Origin of the sequence: Streptomyces corynorhini (genome assembly GCF_003346515.1) — a bacterium.
Taxonomy (GTDB): domain Bacteria; phylum Actinomycetota; class Actinomycetes; order Streptomycetales; family Streptomycetaceae; genus Streptomyces; species Streptomyces corynorhini.
In genome coordinates, this window is record NZ_QQNA01000197.1 from 24,573 (window position 1) to 40,432 (window position 15,860).

At 73.0% G+C, this 15,860-nt stretch carries 11 protein-coding genes; 3 read left to right on the top strand and 8 right to left on the bottom strand.

Features of this window, described 5'->3' with window-relative positions:
• The first annotated feature begins 258 nt into the window (after window positions 1–258).
• Entirely contained in the window at window positions 259–876 is a 618-nt protein-coding gene (locus tag DVH02_RS23400; RefSeq protein ID WP_114625792.1) for an RDD family protein, read from the top strand.
• Window positions 877–1,045: 169 nt separating this feature from the next.
• Here the strand turns inward: DVH02_RS23400 and purH are convergent, their stop codons facing one another.
• The gene (purH, locus tag DVH02_RS23405) at window positions 1,046–2,635 is read right to left on the bottom strand and encodes a bifunctional phosphoribosylaminoimidazolecarboxamide formyltransferase/IMP cyclohydrolase (protein ID WP_114625793.1); all 1,590 of its coding nucleotides are present in this window, start codon (window positions 2,633–2,635) and stop codon (window positions 1,046–1,048) included.
• Window positions 2,632–3,297: a phosphoribosylglycinamide formyltransferase gene (gene purN, locus DVH02_RS23410; RefSeq protein WP_114625794.1), complete on the bottom strand. Its 666-nt coding sequence runs from the start codon at window positions 3,295–3,297 to the stop codon at window positions 2,632–2,634. The genes purH and purN overlap by 4 nt, the downstream gene beginning before the upstream one ends.
• A gap of 376 nt (window positions 3,298–3,673) precedes the next feature.
• Here purN and DVH02_RS35250 point away from each other — a divergent pair, with 376 nt between their 5' ends.
• Window positions 3,674–4,642: a hypothetical protein gene (locus tag DVH02_RS35250; protein ID WP_158575929.1), complete on the top strand. Its 969-nt coding sequence runs from the start codon at window positions 3,674–3,676 to the stop codon at window positions 4,640–4,642.
• A gap of 95 nt (window positions 4,643–4,737) precedes the next feature.
• On the opposite strand, the gene DVH02_RS23425 is transcribed toward DVH02_RS35250, so the two are convergent.
• Window positions 4,738–6,609 carry a cell division protein PerM gene (locus tag DVH02_RS23425; RefSeq protein ID WP_147286112.1) on the bottom strand — a complete coding sequence of 624 codons (1,872 nt, stop codon included), beginning with the start codon at window positions 6,607–6,609 and terminating at the stop codon, window positions 4,738–4,740.
• Between the two features lie 119 nt (window positions 6,610–6,728).
• Here DVH02_RS23425 and DVH02_RS23430 point away from each other — a divergent pair, with 119 nt between their 5' ends.
• On the top strand, window positions 6,729–8,174 hold the full coding sequence (locus DVH02_RS23430) for a helix-turn-helix domain-containing protein (RefSeq protein WP_114625798.1): 1,446 nt from the start codon (window positions 6,729–6,731) through the stop codon (window positions 8,172–8,174).
• Window positions 8,175–8,250: 76 nt separating this feature from the next.
• Here DVH02_RS23430 and sucD read toward each other — a convergent pair whose 3' ends face one another.
• The 5 genes from sucD to DVH02_RS23455 form a co-directional block, all read right to left on the bottom strand.
• The gene (sucD, locus tag DVH02_RS23435) at window positions 8,251–9,135 is read right to left on the bottom strand and encodes a succinate--CoA ligase subunit alpha (RefSeq protein ID WP_114625799.1); all 885 of its coding nucleotides are present in this window, start codon (window positions 9,133–9,135) and stop codon (window positions 8,251–8,253) included.
• Between the two features lie 21 nt (window positions 9,136–9,156).
• The gene (sucC, locus tag DVH02_RS23440; protein ID WP_114625800.1) at window positions 9,157–10,332 is read right to left on the bottom strand and encodes an ADP-forming succinate--CoA ligase subunit beta; all 1,176 of its coding nucleotides are present in this window, start codon (window positions 10,330–10,332) and stop codon (window positions 9,157–9,159) included.
• A gap of 296 nt (window positions 10,333–10,628) precedes the next feature.
• Complete coding sequence (locus DVH02_RS23445) at window positions 10,629–11,774, bottom strand: VWA domain-containing protein (protein WP_114625808.1); 1,146 nt, start codon at window positions 11,772–11,774, stop codon at window positions 10,629–10,631.
• A 137-nt stretch (window positions 11,775–11,911) separates the two neighbouring features.
• On the bottom strand, window positions 11,912–14,398 hold the full coding sequence (locus DVH02_RS23450; RefSeq protein ID WP_114625801.1) for a DUF5682 family protein: 2,487 nt from the start codon (window positions 14,396–14,398) through the stop codon (window positions 11,912–11,914).
• Entirely contained in the window at window positions 14,395–15,522 is a 1,128-nt protein-coding gene (locus DVH02_RS23455) for an ATP-binding protein (RefSeq protein ID WP_114625802.1), read from the bottom strand. The genes DVH02_RS23450 and DVH02_RS23455 overlap by 4 nt, the downstream gene beginning before the upstream one ends.
• Between the last annotated feature and the right edge of the window lie 338 nt (window positions 15,523–15,860).

The window sequence follows — 15,860 nt, forward strand, 5'->3', positions numbered from 1 at the left end:
CTCCGGTGTTCCAATCCGGTGTTCCCAGCCGGTGTTCCACTCCGGTGTTCCCCTCCCGGTTTTCCGTCCGGTGTTTCCGTGCGGAGCAGGTTGCACTTGCACAACAGCTACGGAAAGCGACTGGACAAAATGAGAGGTTAATACCACGATTAGCGCGCAGCGCGCGGCCGGTGTAACGGGGGGCAGACCGCTCAGTCCTGAGAAGTTCCTCCACGCGGGTCCCGCCGTCCCCGCATCACCCAACGGAGGAAATTCCCCATGAGTTTCGGTGACCCGAACAACCCGTACGGCCAGCAGGGCCAGCCGGGTCAGCAGCAGCCCGGATACGGCTCGCCCCAGGGCCAGCAGCCGGGCTACGGCTACCCGCAGCAGGCTCCCCAGGGCGTACCGCAGCAGGGGTACGGATATCCCCAGCAGCCGGGCCAGCCGTACGGCGCCCACCCGCAGCAGCAGCCCGGTCACGGCAGCGGCATGCCGGAACTCGCCCACTGGGGACTGCGGTTCGGCGGCAAGCTCATCGACGGGCTGCTGTATCTGGTGCCGTACGTCCTGTTCGCCTTCGGCGCCAACTCCGACGGCGGCGCCGCCCCGGCCCTCACCATCGTCGGCTCGCTCGGCATGCTCGCCATCTTCATCTGGCAGGTGATCCAGGAGGGCTCGACCGGTCAGACGGTCGGCAAGAAGGTCGTGGGGATCCGGCTGCTGCGCGAGAGCGACGGCCAGCCGATCGGCGGCGGCATGGCGTTCGTCCGCACGCTCGCCCACTTCCTGGACAACATCGCCTGCTACATCGGCTGGCTGTGGCCGCTGTGGGACCAGAAGAAGCAGACGTTCGCCGACAAGGTCTGCTCCACGGTCGTCATCAAGTCCCAGTGAGCGACGCCTGTTTAACGGCTCCTCGACACGACGCGAAGGCCGCGTTCCCGGACGGGAACGCGGCCTTCGCCGTGGGTGGCGCCGCTCGGCGGCGCGTCAGTGACGCGTCATCGGCGCGTCATCGACCGATCAGCGGATCGGCGGGTCGGCGGGTCGGCGGGTCGGCGGGTCAGTGGAAGAAGTGGCGCGTCCCCGTGAAGTACATCGTGGCGCCCGCCGCGCGCGCCGCCTCGACGACCTGCTCGTCGCGGACCGAACCGCCGGGCTGGACGACCGCCTTGACGCCCGCCGCCAGCAGGATCTCCAGACCGTCGGGGAACGGGAAGAACGCGTCGGAGGCCGCGTACGCGCCGCGCGCCCGCTCCTCGCCCGCGCGCTCGACCGCGAGCTTCGCGGAGTCGACGCGGTTGACCTGGCCCATGCCGACGCCCACGGAGGCGCCGCCCTTGGCGAGCAGGATCGCGTTGGACTTGACCGCGCGGGACGCCTTCCAGGCGAAGGCCAGTTCGCGCAGCTCGGCCTCGGAGAGCGCCTCGCCCGTGGCGAGGGTCCAGTTGGCCGGGTCGTCGCCGTCGGCCTGGAGCCGGTCGGTGACCTGGAGCAGCGCGCCGCCGTCGATCGGCTTGACCTCGACCCGCGCCGAGGGCGCGTCGGGGCAGCGCAGCACGCGGATGTTCTTCTTGCGGGCCAGCACCTCGACGGCGCCGTCCTCGTAGCCGGGCGCGACGATGACCTCGGTGAAGATCTCCGCGACCTGCTCGGCCATCGCGACGGAGACCGGCCGGTTGACGGCGATCACACCGCCGAACGCGGACAGCGGGTCGCACTCGTGCGCCTTGCGGTGCGCCTCGGCGACATCGTCACCGATGGCGATGCCGCACGGGTTGGCGTGCTTGATGATCGCGACGCACGGCTCGGCGTGGTCGTACGCGGCACGGTGCGCGGCGTCCGTGTCGGTGTAGTTGTTGTACGACATCTCCTTGCCGTGCAGCTGCTCGGCCTCGGCGAGACCGCCTTCGGCGCTGGTGTAGAGCGCGGCGGGCTGGTGCGGGTTCTCGCCGTAACGGAGCACGTTCTTGAGGGTGTACGTGGCGCCGAGGGAGTCCGGGAAGCCTTCGCCGTCGGCGTCCGCCGCGCCGTGTTCATCAGCGGCTCCGCCGCGGGCGTCGGCGAACCAGGAGGCGACGGCCACGTCGTACGCGGCGGTGTGCTGGAACGCCTCCGCCGCGAGGCGCTTGCGGGTGGTGAGGTCGAACCCGCCGTCCTGGGCGGCGCCGAGGACGTCCGCGTACCGCTCGGGGCTGGTGACGACGGCGACCGAGGGATGGTTCTTGGCGGCGGCGCGGACCATGGAGGGGCCGCCGATGTCGATCTGCTCGACGCACTCGTCGGGCGAGGCGCCGGAGGCGACCGTCTCGCGGAACGGGTAGAGGTTCACGACGACCAGGTCGAACGGCTCGATGTCCAGCTCGGCGAGCTGCTCACGGTGCGCCTCCAGCCGCAGGTCGGCGAGGATGCCGGCGTGGACGCGCGGGTGCAGCGTCTTGACCCGGCCGTCCAGGCACTCGGGGAAGCCGGTCAGCTCCTCGACCTTGGTGACGGGCACGCCCGCTGCGGCGATCTTCGAGGCGGTGGAGCCGGTCGAGACCAGGGTGACGCCCGCCTCGTGCAGTCCACGGGCCAGCTCTTCGAGGCCGGTCTTGTCGTAGACGCTGACCAGAGCCCTGCGGATCGGGCGCTTCGTACCTTCGGCGGTCACTGGATCGTTACCTTTCGTCCCTCAATGCGGTAGCCGTGCCGGGCCAGACGCCCCACGACCTCGACGAGCAGGCGTCGCTCGACTTCCTTGATGCGCTCGTGGAGAGCGTCTTCATCGTCCTCGTCCCGCACCTCGACCACGCCCTGCGCGATGATCGGGCCGGTGTCGACGCCGTCGTCGACGAAGTGGACGGTGCAGCCGGTGACCTTCGCTCCGTAGGCGAGCGCGTCGCGCACGCCGTGGGCACCGGGAAAGCTGGGGAGCAGGGCGGGGTGGGTGTTGACGACCCGGCCGCCGAAGCGGGCGAGGAACTCCTTCCCCACGATCTTCATGAAACCGGCCGAGATCACGAGGTCGGGCTCGTGCGCGGCGACCGCCTCGGTGAGCGCGGCGTCCCACTCGTCACGCGTTCCGTAGTCCTTCACGCGCCGGACGAACGTCGGCAGCCCGGCGCGCTCGGCGCGCTCCAGACCGGCGATCGCGCTCCGGTCCGCGCCGACGGCGACGATGTGCGCCCCGTAGGCCGCGGGGTCGTCGCCGATGGCGTCCAACAGCGCCTGGAGGTTCGTACCGGAACCGGAGACCAGCACCACCAGGCGGGCCGGCCGCGCGGGCGGACCGGCCGGGAAGGACCGGGGCGACGGGGAGGGCGGGGAGGCCACGGCGGGCGCCTTTCTCGGAGCGAGCACGGCCTCTCGGGGGCGTGCGGCGTTGTGTGGACGGCGACTTGGCGCGACCGTACGACTTTGTGCGGTCGTACGAACGAGTCACGTTCCCGGATACGGGGAACTCTACGAAGAGGCCGACCGTCAGCAACGATACCGGCACTTCGCACGGTCCCCACGGGACGGGGGCCGGGCACGTACCCGCTCCTCCGGGGCCCTGCTGTCGTCCGACGGGCGGCGATCATGGTCCGACGCCCCTTGACGACAAGTCCTGGGACGGGAGGTAGCGTCTGGGGACAGGGTTTGTCTCCGCGACCGACCATGACGAGAGAAGACCCCCGCGCGCAGGGTCTGAGGGGAAGACGTTCACCAGATGCCGGACCGACGCCGCCGTACGGCGCTCCACCTCCCGCCGCCCTCTGGGCCGGTGCTGCTGCCACGGGAACGCCAGTCCTCTTCCACGGACGCCACCGATTCCGCCGGTTCCGCCGGTTCCAAGCGGCCCTCCGACGACAATCCGTTCGCGCCGCCGCCCGAGGGCAGCGCCGACCAGCCCTGGCAGCCGCGCCACCCCGCGAACGGCGATTCGCCGGACGGCGACTCCGGTTCGGGCTCGGGTTCCGGCTCGGGCTCGGGCTCGGGCTCGGGTTCCGGCTCGGGCTCGGGTTCCGGCTCGGGCTCGGGCTCGGGCCGTGGTGGTTGGGGCAGCCAGTGGAGCAGCCGCCAGCCCGGCCGTTCGTCGGGCGGCTTCGGCAGCCGCCCGGGGAGCCAGAACGGGCAGAACGGCCCGGGGAGCGGCAAGGACAACCCCGAGGGCGGTCGCGGCGGGCTGCGCTGGGACCCGACGGACGTATCACAGCGCCGGGCCCGTTACGCGCTGCTCGCGGGCATGTGGGCGGTGTTCTTCGTGCTCTTCGACCTCCCGGAGATCGCGCTGCTCCTCGGCTCCCTCGCCGTGTACTGGGGCGGCAGCTCGCTGCGTAACAAGTCGGGCAAGAAGCGGGACGAGGGGGAGAAGGCCGTCACCGACGGATCCTCCCCGGCTCCGGTACGGATGGAGAAGACGCCCCGGTCGGGGACGGCTGCCGATCCGTGGTCCGGGCAGAACGGCCAGGACAAGAGCGCCTCCCCCGCGTCCACCCGGCCGCAGACGACGGCCGCGGTGAGCGGCATCGTGGCGGCCGGTATCGCGCTGGCCTGCGTGGCGACGCTCTTCACCGTGCAGCTGGTCTACCGCGACTACTACTCCTGCGTGAACGACTCACTGACGAAGACGGGCCAGCTCTCGTGCAACGAGCTGCTGCCGCGTTCGCTGGAGCCGCTGTTCGGCGTCAAGGAGTAGTCGGCGGCGGGCAGCGGCGGCTCGCGTCCGGCTTCGTGCTTGAGCGTCCGGTTCGGTGAGCGGACGGTCACGCGCCGCCGCCGACGCTCGGTGGCTCACTCCTCCCGTTCCCGTTCCCGCGCCCCGCTCCCGCTCCCGTTTGCACTTCCGTTGGCGTTCTCGTTCTCGATCCCGCCGGAATCGTCCTCCTCGCCGGAGGACGGTTCCGGCGGAGTCGTTTCCGGGGCCATCGCGGGGAAGTCGGCCATCAGGCCGCCGGACGCTTCCTTGAACGACGCCCAGCGCGCCTCCCGGGCCCCGCGCTCGTGCCAGGCGTCGGCCGGCAGGAAGTCGTAGGGCGCTCCGTCCGGATCGTCCAGCACACCCACCGCACCGGCGGGTGAACCGGCGGCACCGGCGGCGGCCACCGCGGCACCGGCCGCACCGGCTGCCGTCGCTGCCGTCGCTGCCGGTGCGCCGCGTACGCGCCGCCGCCAGAACGTCCGGCGGCGGGCACCCACCTCCACGGCGCCGCGCTCCTCTTCCTTCCCACGCTTCCCCTCCTTCCCACGCTTCCCCTCCTTCCGGGGCTTCCCTTCCTTCCCACGCTTCCCTTCCTGCTTCTCGGCAGCGGAGCCGCCCGCGGCCTCCGGAGCCGTCCGCTCCGCCGCCGTACGGAAGCCTCCCGGCCGCCGCCGCTCCCTGAGCCGCCAGACCCGCAGCAACAGCGCCACCGGCACCCCCAGGGTCACCGTCCACACCAGGGCGGCGGCGCCCGTCGACCACCACACCGGGCCGAAGGCCGCCAGCTCACCCGTGCCGAGCCGGCCGCCCGCCATCGCCGCCAGAACCGCCGCCAGAACGGCGCAGACCACGCCCGCCAGGGCAGCCGTCGACGCGGTCGCCCGCACGCCCCACGCCTCCTCCCGTACGGAGTACGGCGGCGCCGCCGCACGGACCGTGAACCAGGCGACCGCCAGCCCGGCGGCGGCGGGCACCGCGCCCACCGCCCAGTTCGGCGCCGTCCCGGTCCCGGTCGGCACCGCGGCGAGCAGCGGGAACGACGGCAGCGCCGGGCTGCCGAGGACGCCGAGCGGGGTGGCGGTCGCCGCCGTACCGAGCGCGAAGCCGGGCCCCAGCCCGTACGCCGCGCCCCAGACCGCCGCGTTCGGCACCAGGGCCAGCCCCAGCAGCAACAGGGCGAACCGCCCCGACCAGTCGCCCGCGAGCCGGGTGAACGACGCGTGGGCCGGGTCCGCGTGCCAGCACAGGGAGACCCCGACCAGCAGCGCGCCCCCGCCCAACAGCAGCAGCGCCGCCGCCGCCCCGGCCCGCACCGCGGCCGCCGACCGCCGCCGCGCCTCGGGCGCCCCCACCGTACGGACCAGCGCCGCCCGTACGGCGCCCGGCAGCCACAGCGGCAGCGGGCCGCGCGCCCGTCCGCCGCCCGCCCGCCAGGCCCCGGCCGTCGCGGACAGCAGCGTCAGCGCGGGCAGCGCGAGAGCGGCGCGCGCCGGGGGCGCGATGAGCGGCCCGCCCGCGGCCCAGAGCACCGCCGCCGCGCCGACCAGCAGATATCCACCGGACACCGTGCACACGGCGCCGATCGCGGTGAGCTGCGGACGCCCCTCGTCCGGTTCGAGCGTGTCCCTCGCCGCCCGGTACACCAGCCAGACCGGCAGGGCCGTGAGCAGCAGGGGCACGACACCGAGCGGCGCGGGAGCCCCGGAGAGGGTGTCGGGGCGCACCAGCTCCACCCCGTGCGCCAGCAGCCAGAGCCCGGCGGCGACCCGCAGCCCGGGGCCGGCTCCGCTGTCCGGGTACGGCGAAATGATCCACATCGCCATCACGAGCACGGCGAGAGCGCCGAGCCCGAGGCTCGCGGCGAGGACTCCACGGAGAAAAGAGGTGGTCAGCGCGGCGGCCCGGCCGCGCTCCACGGCCGAGGCCGAGGACAACGCCGTGCCGCGATCGGTCAATTGGGTCACGCCGCCATGCTGCCCACGACACGCGCTTTATCCGCGTAACAGGCGATTACTCGCCGTGTCGCTCAATATACGTTTATGTGCTTTTATGCCAAGGACGGCAGTGCTGCCGGGAGTCCGACATGACGCAGAACACCACGCGGAAGGCCGCGGAACCGGCCGTCACCGCCCTCTCCGGCGCTCCCGACGCCTCGCTGCCCTCCCCCACGGAGCGCCGCAGACTGCGTGAGGCGAAGTCGATGACCGAGAAGCAGGTCGCCACGGCGGTGGGTGTCACCCGCTCGACGATCCGGTCCTGGGAGACCGGGCGTACGACTCCCCGAGGGCGCAAGGGACAGACGTACGCGAAGCTGCTCGCCGGGATCGAGGCGGAGATCCGGCAGCGGGAGGCGCAGGCGAGAAAAGCCGAACGGGAGGCGGTGAAGGCCGCCCAGGCGCGTTCGGCGGCGCGCCTGCACAGCACACACGGCTCCCCGGCCTTCCCGACCGGGCCGCCGCCTCGGGACGACGGGGACGGCCAGGAGCGGACGGCGACGGCGACCGTCGCCCGGGAGCTGGACCCCGCTCCCGCCTCCCGGGCCGGCGCCGGTCCCGCCGCCGGTCCTCCCGCTGCCGCTCCTTCCGCTGATGCGGATGCCCATGCCCATGCCGACGCCGAGGCCGACGCCACTGCCGGTCCCGGCCACGTCGCCGGGGCCGGGACCGGGGCGGCCGAGGCGGGAATCGAGGCGGAGTCACGCCCCGCGCCCCTACCCGTACCGGACACACCCGACCAGGCGTTCGACGCGCTGTACACCCACTCGGCGCCCTCCCTGGCCCGTCAGGCGTTCCTGCTCACCGGTCGGCGCGCGCTGTCCAAGGAGTCCGTCGAACAGGCGTTCCACCTCGCCTGGCAGCGCTGGCCCGAGGTCGCCGTCGACCGGGACCCGGCGGGCTGGGTACGGGTCGCCGCGTACGAGTACGCCATGTCGCCCTGGCACAAGATGCGCCGCGTCGGCCGACGGCCCGACCGTGCGGGGCCCGGCGACGGGGGGCCCGGCGCGCGGGCGCTGCACGAGGCGCTGCTGGCCCTGCCGCCCGCGTACCGTCGCACCCTGCTGCTCTACGACGGACTGGGGCTGAATCTGCCGGAGACCGCTGCGGAGACCGAGGCGAGCACCCCGGCCACCGTCAACCGGCTGACGTACGCCCGCGACGCGGTCACCGCGCGGCTGCCCGAGCTGGCGGACCCCGAGGTGCTGCACGAGCGCCTCGGCACGCTCGCCCGTACGGTGACGCCGCCGAAGCTCGCCCCGCCGCTCGCCGTGCGGTCGCGCAGCGAGCGGCGGATCCGGCTCTGGACACGGGCGGCCATCGCCTTCACGGCGCTGATCCTGGGGGCCACGTCGTTCACGCTGGCCACCGCCCCGACCCACTACGAGCCCCGGCTCGCCCCGGCCGAGCCGGTCGGCGGGGTACCGGGCGCCTCGGGTCCGCAGCGGCTGAGCCCGCAGGACCTGAAGCTGCGCGACCGGCTGCGCGCCGAACCGATGAACGGCCCCTACCGCCTCGTACCGCGTCCGGTCTGAGCGCCGCACGCGCGTGGGCCCGCACCCCTGACCGGGGTGCGGGCCCACGCGCGTGGTGCCGGATCGGGTCCGGGATTCAGCCGGCGAGGATGGCGCGGGCGAGCCCGGCCGTCTCGGTCGGCGTCTTGCCGACCTTCACACCGGCGGCCTCCAGGGCCTCCTTCTTCGCCTGGGCCGTGCCGGAGGAGCCGGAGACGATGGCGCCGGCGTGGCCCATGGTCTTGCCCTCGGGCGCGGTGAAGCCCGCGACGTAGCCGACGACCGGCTTGGTGACGTTCTTCGCGATGAAGTCGGCGGCGCGCTCCTCGGCGTCGCCGCCGATCTCGCCGATCATCACGATGAGGTCGGTCTCGGGGTCGGCCTCGAACGCGGCGAGCGCGTCGATGTGCGTCGTCCCGATGACGGGGTCGCCGCCGATGCCGACGGCGGAGGAGAAGCCGATGTCGCGCAGCTCGTACATCATCTGGTAGGTCAGCGTGCCGGACTTGGACACGAGACCGATGCGGCCGGGCTTGGTGATGTCGCCCGGGATGATGCCGGCGTTGGACTGGCCGGGGGTGATCAGGCCGGGGCAGTTGGGACCGATGATGCGGGTCTTGTTGCCCTTGCTGCCCGCGTACGCCCAGAAGGCGGCGGAGTCGTGGACCGCGATGCCCTCGGTGATCACGACGGCGAGACCGATCTCGGCGTCGATCGCCTCGACGACGGCGGCCTTGGCGAAGGCCGGCGGCACGAAGACGACGGAGACGTCGGCGCCGGTCTTCTCGATGGCCTCGGCCACGGAGCCGAAGACGGGTACGGAGGTGCCGTCGAAGTCGACGGACGTGCCGGCCTTACGGGGGTTCACGCCGCCGACGATGTTGGTGCCGTCGGCGAGCATGAGCTTGGTGTGCTTCATGCCGGTGGCGCCGGTCATGCCTTGGACGATGACCTTGCTTTCCTTGGTCAGGAAAATAGCCATGGTTGTGGTTTCCCTCGTCCCTTACTTGGCCGCGGCCAGCTCGGCGGCCTTGTCGGCCGCCCCGTCCATGGTGTCCACGCGCTGCACCAGCGGGTGGTTGGCGTCGGAGAGGATCTTGCGACCCAGCTCCGCGTTGTTGCCGTCGAGACGCACGACGAGCGGCTTCGAGACGTTCTCGCCCTTGCTCTTGAGCAGCTCAAGAGCCTGGACGATGCCGTTGGCGACCTCGTCGCACGCGGTGATGCCACCGAAGACGTTGACGAAGACGGACTTGACGTCCGGGTCGCCGAGGATGATCTCCAGCCCGTTCGCCATGACCTCGGCCGAGGCGCCGCCGCCGATGTCGAGGAAGTTGGCGGGCTTCACGCCGCCGTGGGCCTCACCGGCGTACGCGACGACGTCGAGGGTCGACATGACCAGACCCGCGCCGTTGCCGATGATGCCGACCTCGCCGTCGAGCTTGACGTAGTTGAGGTTCTTGGCCTTGGCGGCGGCCTCCAGCGGGTTGGCCGCGGCCTTGTCCTCCAGCGCCTCGTGCTCGGGCTGGCGGAACTCGGCGTTCTCGTCGAGCGAGACCTTGCCGTCGAGCGCGATGATCTTGCCGTCGCCGGACTTGATCAGCGGGTTGACCTCGACGAGGAGGGCGTCCTCCTTGATGAAGACGGTCCACAGCTTCTGGAGCACGTCCGCGACCTGGTCGGCGATCTCGGCCGGGAACTTCGCGGCGGCGACGATCTCGGCGGCCTTCTCCGGGGTGCAGCCCTCGTAGGCGTCGACCGGGATCTTGGCCAGCGCGTCGGGGTTCTCCTCCGCGACGACCTCGATCTCGACGCCGCCCTCGACGGAGGCCATCGCGAGGAAGGTGCGGTTGGTGCGGTCCAGCAGGAAGGAGACGTAGTACTCCTCCGCGATGTCCGCGGTCTGGGCGAGCATCACCTTGTGGACCGTGTGGCCCTTGATGTCCATGCCCAGGATCTGACCGGCCTTCTCCACGGCGTCGGCGGCGTCGGCGGCCAGCTTCACGCCACCGGCCTTGCCTCGGCCACCGACCTTGACCTGCGCCTTGACGACGGCCTTGCCGCCGAGACGCTCCGTCACCTCGCGCGCCGCTTCAGGCGTCTCGATGACTTCACCGGCCAGCACCGGTACACCGTGCTTGGCGAAGAGGTCCCTCGCCTGATACTCGAACAGGTCCACGCGCGTCCGTCCCTTGTCTTTAAAAACCGCAGCCTGGTGATCGCGGGTTCGTTGTCTGCGTGGGCGTGCCGCGGAGGGCAACGTGACTGCGCTGTCACTGAGGAAGGCGTACACGCGGTCCGGTACGCGGCATGTCCGTCTCGCAGGTTATCCCCGTGGGCCGTGGGTCCGTAAATCGCGGATCACAGCTGAGCGGTGATACCTGTCACAGAGCGGTGATACCTGTCACATCTCGTACTGGCGACCCCCTTGTCACCGGTGTTTCAGCAGGTGCCGACGGGTGTCGGCGGGGACGGTCAGCCGGCGGGCACCGGGCCCGGCAGCTCCGGGTCCGGGACGGGTATCGGGCGTCTCTCGATGGCCGCCGCCATCACCTCGGGGAAGAGATCAGGGGTGCAGGCGAACGCGGGAGCGCCGAGCGCGGCGAGGGCCGCCGCGTGTTCCCGGTCGTACGCGGGCGCTCCCTCGTCCGACAGCGCGAGCAGCGCCACGAACCCCACGCCGGACGCCTTCATCGCGGCGACCCGCTTGAGCATCTCGTCCCGTATCCCGCCCTCGTAGAGGTCGCTGATGAGAACGACGACGGTGTCGGCCGGACGGGTGATCTTCGACTGGCAGTACGCGAGCGCCCGGTTGATGTCGGTGCCGCCGCCGAGCTGCGTGCCGAACAGGACGTCGACGGGGTCGTCGAGCTGGTCGGTCAGGTCGACCACGGCCGTGTCGAAGACGACCAGCCGGGTCGCGAGGGACCGCATGGAGGCGAGGACGGCGCCGAAGACGGAGGCGTAGACGACGGACGCGGCCATCGACCCCGACTGGTCGATGCAGAGGACGACCTCCTTCTTCACGGACTGCGCGGCCCTGCCGTATCCGATGAGCCGCTCCGGGACGACCGTGCGCCGCTCGGGGAGATAGTTCTTGAGGTTGGCCCGGATGGTGCGGTCCCAGTCGATGTCCCGGTGGCGCGGTCTGCTGACGCGCGCGGAGCGGTCGAGCGCGCCGGTGAGCGTGGCCCTGGTGCGGGTGGCGAGGCGCTTCTCGATGTCCTGGACCACCTTGCGCACGACGGCGCGGGCGGTCTCCCTGGTCGTCTCGGGCATCGCCTTGTTGAGCGAGAGCAGGGTGGAGACGAGATGGACGTCGGGCTCCACCGCTTCCAGCATCTCGGGCTCCAGCAGCAGCGAGGCGAGTCCGAGCCGCTCGATCGCGTCACGCTGCATGACCTGGACGACGGAGCCGGGGAAGTACGTACGGATATCACCGAGCCAGCGCGCCACGGACGGCGCGGAGGCCCCCAGCCCGGCCGTCCGCCTGCCGTCCCGCCCGCCGTCCCGGCCGCCGCGGTCGGCTCCGTACAGCGCGGCCAGCGCGGAGTCCATCGCCGCGTCCGTGCCGGAGAGCGCGTGCCCCGTACCGTCGGCGCCCTCCCCGCCGAGCACCATCCGCCAGCGGCGCAGCCGCTCGCCGCCGCTGTCGGTGACGGGGTCGGTGACGGGGTCGGTGACGGGGCTGGGATCGGTGCCGGGGCCGGGGTCGGTGCCGGGGTCGGCGTTCGTACGGTCGATTCCGGTCTCTCCGGTCATGCCGTCACCTCCACGAGTGCCCCGCGGTCCTGGGCTTCGGGGCGCTGGGCGCCGGGGTCCTCGTCCGTGCCGAGGATGAGTGCGAGCACCGGCATCACGGCGTCGGCGCGGGCCGTGTCCAGTCCGGGGCCGAACCCGGGTACGGCGGCGGTCCCGGCCCGCGCCGCTCCCCCGCCGGAACCGGAGCCGGAGCCGCCGTCGCCGCCGCGGCGGATCAGCTCGCCCAGCGTGCGCCGTACGCCCGGCTCGTATCCGGAGAACGTCCGCCGCAGCAGCGGCAGGACATCGGTGAAGGAGCCCGGCGCCACCGCGGTGAGCCAGGTGTCGATCAGGCCGAGGAGTCGTTCGTCGTGGACCAGGAGCATGCCGCCCCCGGAGGCGCCGCCCACGAAGCCCTCGATCCAGGCGGCGGCGTCGGGCGGCGGGGTGCCGGGCGAGAGCGCGAGCCCCATGAGCCGCGCGGCCCGGTCCTGGGCGAGCCGCCCGTCGTCCAGCAGCAGCCTGGCCGCCCGTCCCCGGATCACCCCGGGCACCGTGTCGCGTTCGGCGAGCTTGCGCAGGACGGCCTCCCAGCGCTCGGCGGGCCCCGGGTCGCGGCCGTCGGTCAGGAGACCGACGGCGGTGTGCACGTGGTCGACATGGCGCCGCATCTCGGCGGCGCCGTCCGCGTCGAGCCCGGCGCACGCGGGCGGCAGCCCCACGCAGATCCGCTCGACGAGCCCGGTCGCCACGTCGCCGAGGGCCCCGGTGTCGGTGGAGCGCACGTCGCCGTAGCGCAGGGAACGGGCCAGCGCGGGCAGCGCCCCGGCGAGCCGGCCCACGTCCGCGTCGAGTGCGGCGCGGTCGGCGAGGGCCCGCAGCACGGCGGGCAGGGCGTCCGGCAGCCCGGCCGGGAGGCAGCGCTCGGCCAGCTCGGTGACCTCGGCCAGCGTGGTGGCGGCGCGGGCGCGGGACTCGGCGTTGGCGGTGGCGGCGGAGAGCACGGTGGTGCCCCAGACACCGGCCTCGGCGACCCGTACGGACAGCTCCGGCTCCCAGCACAGCCGCCAGGTCTCCCGGAAGGTGCCGGTGCCGGACCGGCCCGCGGCGGGCTCGCCCCAGCCGACGCCGAGCAGCCGCAGCCGGTGCAGCAGCGCGCTCTTCGCCGCGTCGTTCTCCTTGCGCAGGTCGAGGTCGACCTCGCGCTCCATGGCCTGCGGTGTGAGGCGCAGGGAGCGCTGGAGCCGGGTGAGATCGCGCTGGAGCGGCACGGCGGGCGCCGTGTCGGGGACCTCGCCGAGGACGTCACCGACGATGAGCCGGTCCCTGATGAGCGCGAGCGGCACGTCGGAGCCCTCGCACATGACCGCGCGGACCGCGTCGACGGTCTCGGTGAGCCCGGCCAGCGGTCTGCCGCGCACGGTGGCGAGAGTCTCCGCGAGCCGTACCGCCTCGATGACATGGGCGGAGGAGACGGGCCGGTCCTCCTCCCTGAGCAGCCCCGCGACCTTGGTGAGCCAGCGCTCCACGGGCCGGTCGGGCGCGTCGAAGAGATGCCCGTACCAGCCGGGCGAGTCGATGCCCGCGCCGTAGCCGCTGTGCCGGGCGAGGCGGCGGTGGGTCCAGGGCACCCAGGTGATGTCGGCCTTGAGCTTGGGCACCCCCTTGATCAGGGCGCGGTCTGCGGTGACGGTGGTCTTCTCACGGAGCGCGGGCACGTGCCAGGCACCGCAGACGACGGCGACCGCCTCGTCGCCGTACTCCTTGAACTCCCTGCGCGCCGCGCGCAGCTGGAGCCGCATGTGGGCCTCGCGGACGCGGTCGCGTGTGCGCCCGCCGTCGCCGTACTCCTCGCGGAGCGCGCCCATGGCCTCGGCGACGCCCTCGAACGGTGCGAAGGGGTCGGCCTCGGCGCCGGGGCTCCGGTGTTCGACGGCGTCCTCCCACCAGCGCTCGGGGTCGTCGTAACCGGCGGCCTCGGCGAGTACGGCGAGCGGATCGACGCGCAGCGCGGCGCCTTCGGGGCCGTGCGGTGCCTCGGGCGCGGACGGCGCGTCCCGCTCCCCGGCCCCGCCCTCCCGAGCCCTGTCCTCCCCGGCCTGGTCCTCCCGGGCCCCGTCCTGTTGGGCCTCGTCCTGTTGGGCCTCGTCCTGTTGGGCGAGGGCCAGGGAGTGCGCCGCCGGCAGGTCGATGAACCGGGCCGGTACGCCGTGTGCCAGGGCCCAGCGGATCGCGATCCACTCCGGGGAGAACGCGGCCAGCGGCCAGAATGCCGCGCGGCCAGGATCGTCCACGGCGTGGGCGAGGAGCGCGACGGGCGGCCGCATCGCCTCGTCGGCGGCGAGCGCCAGCAGCGCGTCGCCCTCGGGCGGCCCCTCGATCAGCACCACCTTCGGCGCGGCGGCGTCGAGCGCCGCGCGGACGGCCCGAGCGGATCCCGGACCGTGGTGGCGGATCCCGAGCAGTAGCGGCCCGCCGGGGCGGGGTGCGGGTGCCGTGGTCACGCGCTCACCTCGCGGCAGGCGCGGTAGAAGTCCTTCCAGCCGTCGCGCTCCCGCACGACCGTCTCCACGTACTCCTGCCAGATCACCCGGTCCGCCGCCGGGTCGCGGACGACCGCGCCGAGGATGCCCGCCGCCACGTCGCCGGGCCGCAGCACTCCGTCGCCGAAGTGGGCGGCGAGGGCGAGGCCGTTGGTGACGACGGAGATCGCCTCGGCGGTGGAGAGCGCCCCCGAGGGGGACTTGAGCTTCGTACGGCCGTCGGTCGTGACGCCGTCGCGCAGCTCGCGGAAGACCGTGACGACCCGGCGGATCTCGTCGATGCCCTCGGGACCGCCCGGCAGGTCGAGGGCGCGGCCCAGCTGGTCGACGCGGCGGGAGACGATGCCGACCTCCGCCTCCGGCGTCGCGGGCAGCGGCAGGACGACGGTGTTGAACCGGCGGCGCAGCGCGCTGGAGAGGTCGTTGACCCCGCGGTCGCGGTCGTTGGCCGTGGCGATCAGGTTGAACCCGCGGACGGCCTGCACCTCCTGTCCCAGCTCCGGCACCGGCAGGGTCTTCTCCGAGAGGATCGTGATGAGCGAGTCCTGCACGTCGGCGGGGATACGGGTCAGCTCCTCGACCCGGGCGGTCATGCCGTCGGACATGGCCCGCATCACCGGGCTGGGTACGAGCGCGTCGCGGCTGGGGCCGTGGGCGAGCAGTCGCGCGTAGTTCCAGCCGTAGCGGATGGCCTCCTCGGGGGTGCCCGCCGTGCCCTGCACCAGCAGGGTGGAGTCGCCGCTGACGGCCGCCGCGAGATGCTCGGACACCCAGGTCTTCGCCGTGCCGGGCACACCGAGGAGCAGCAGCGCCCGGTCGGTGGCGAGGGTGGTGACGGCGACTTCCACGATCCGGCGTGGTCCGACGTACTTCGGCGTGATCACCGTCCCGTCGGGCAGGGTGCCGCCGAGCAGATAGGTGGCGACGGCCCATGGCGACAGCCGCCATCCGACGGGCCGCTGCCGGTCGTCGGCCAAGGCCAGGGCCGTCAGCTCGTCGGCGAACGCGTCCTCGGCGTGCGGGCGCAGGAGCGCGTCCGCGGTGGACTCGGTGGGCTGCTGCGCGGTGGTTCCGGGCACGGTCATGGATCCCCCTCCAGATCGATGGACCTGATGTGGGTTCCACGGTGCACCACACCACTGACAATCGGTCTTCGTCGCAGGTCGGACGAGTCGGGAGGGGGTGCGGCGGATCCGGAGGGGGTGCGGGCGGCGGATGTCGGACCGCGCGGCGGACGGGCGGGGCGCCATGCCGCTGCTCCAGCGCTGATCCAGCACGTCCTGGCAGGTCGGAGCGATTGTCAGTGGCGGGTTCTACCGTCTTGGGCATGGATAAGACGGGGGTGCGCCCGACGGCGGAACAGGTGCTGGCTCTGGCGCCTGACGACGCGTCGCGCAAGGCGGGGACCAAGCTGGGCACGGCG

Excerpts from the sequence above, each read along its gene's own strand:
- DVH02_RS23400 (WP_114625792.1), top strand. The coding sequence starts at position 259 with ATGAGTTTCGGTGACCCGAACAACCCGTACGGCCAGCAGGGCCAGCCG.
- DVH02_RS35250 (WP_158575929.1), top strand. The coding sequence starts at position 3,674 with ATGCCGGACCGACGCCGCCGTACGGCGCTCCACCTCCCGCCGCCCTCT.
- DVH02_RS23430 (WP_114625798.1), top strand. The coding sequence starts at position 6,729 with ATGACGCAGAACACCACGCGGAAGGCCGCGGAACCGGCCGTCACCGCC.
- sucD (WP_114625799.1), bottom strand. The coding sequence starts at position 9,135 with ATGGCTATTTTCCTGACCAAGGAAAGCAAGGTCATCGTCCAAGGCATG.
- DVH02_RS23445 (WP_114625808.1), bottom strand. The coding sequence starts at position 11,774 with ATGGTGCTCGGCGGGGAGGGCGCCGACGGTACGGGGCACGCGCTCTCC.
- DVH02_RS23455 (WP_114625802.1), bottom strand. The coding sequence starts at position 15,522 with ATGACCGTGCCCGGAACCACCGCGCAGCAGCCCACCGAGTCCACCGCG.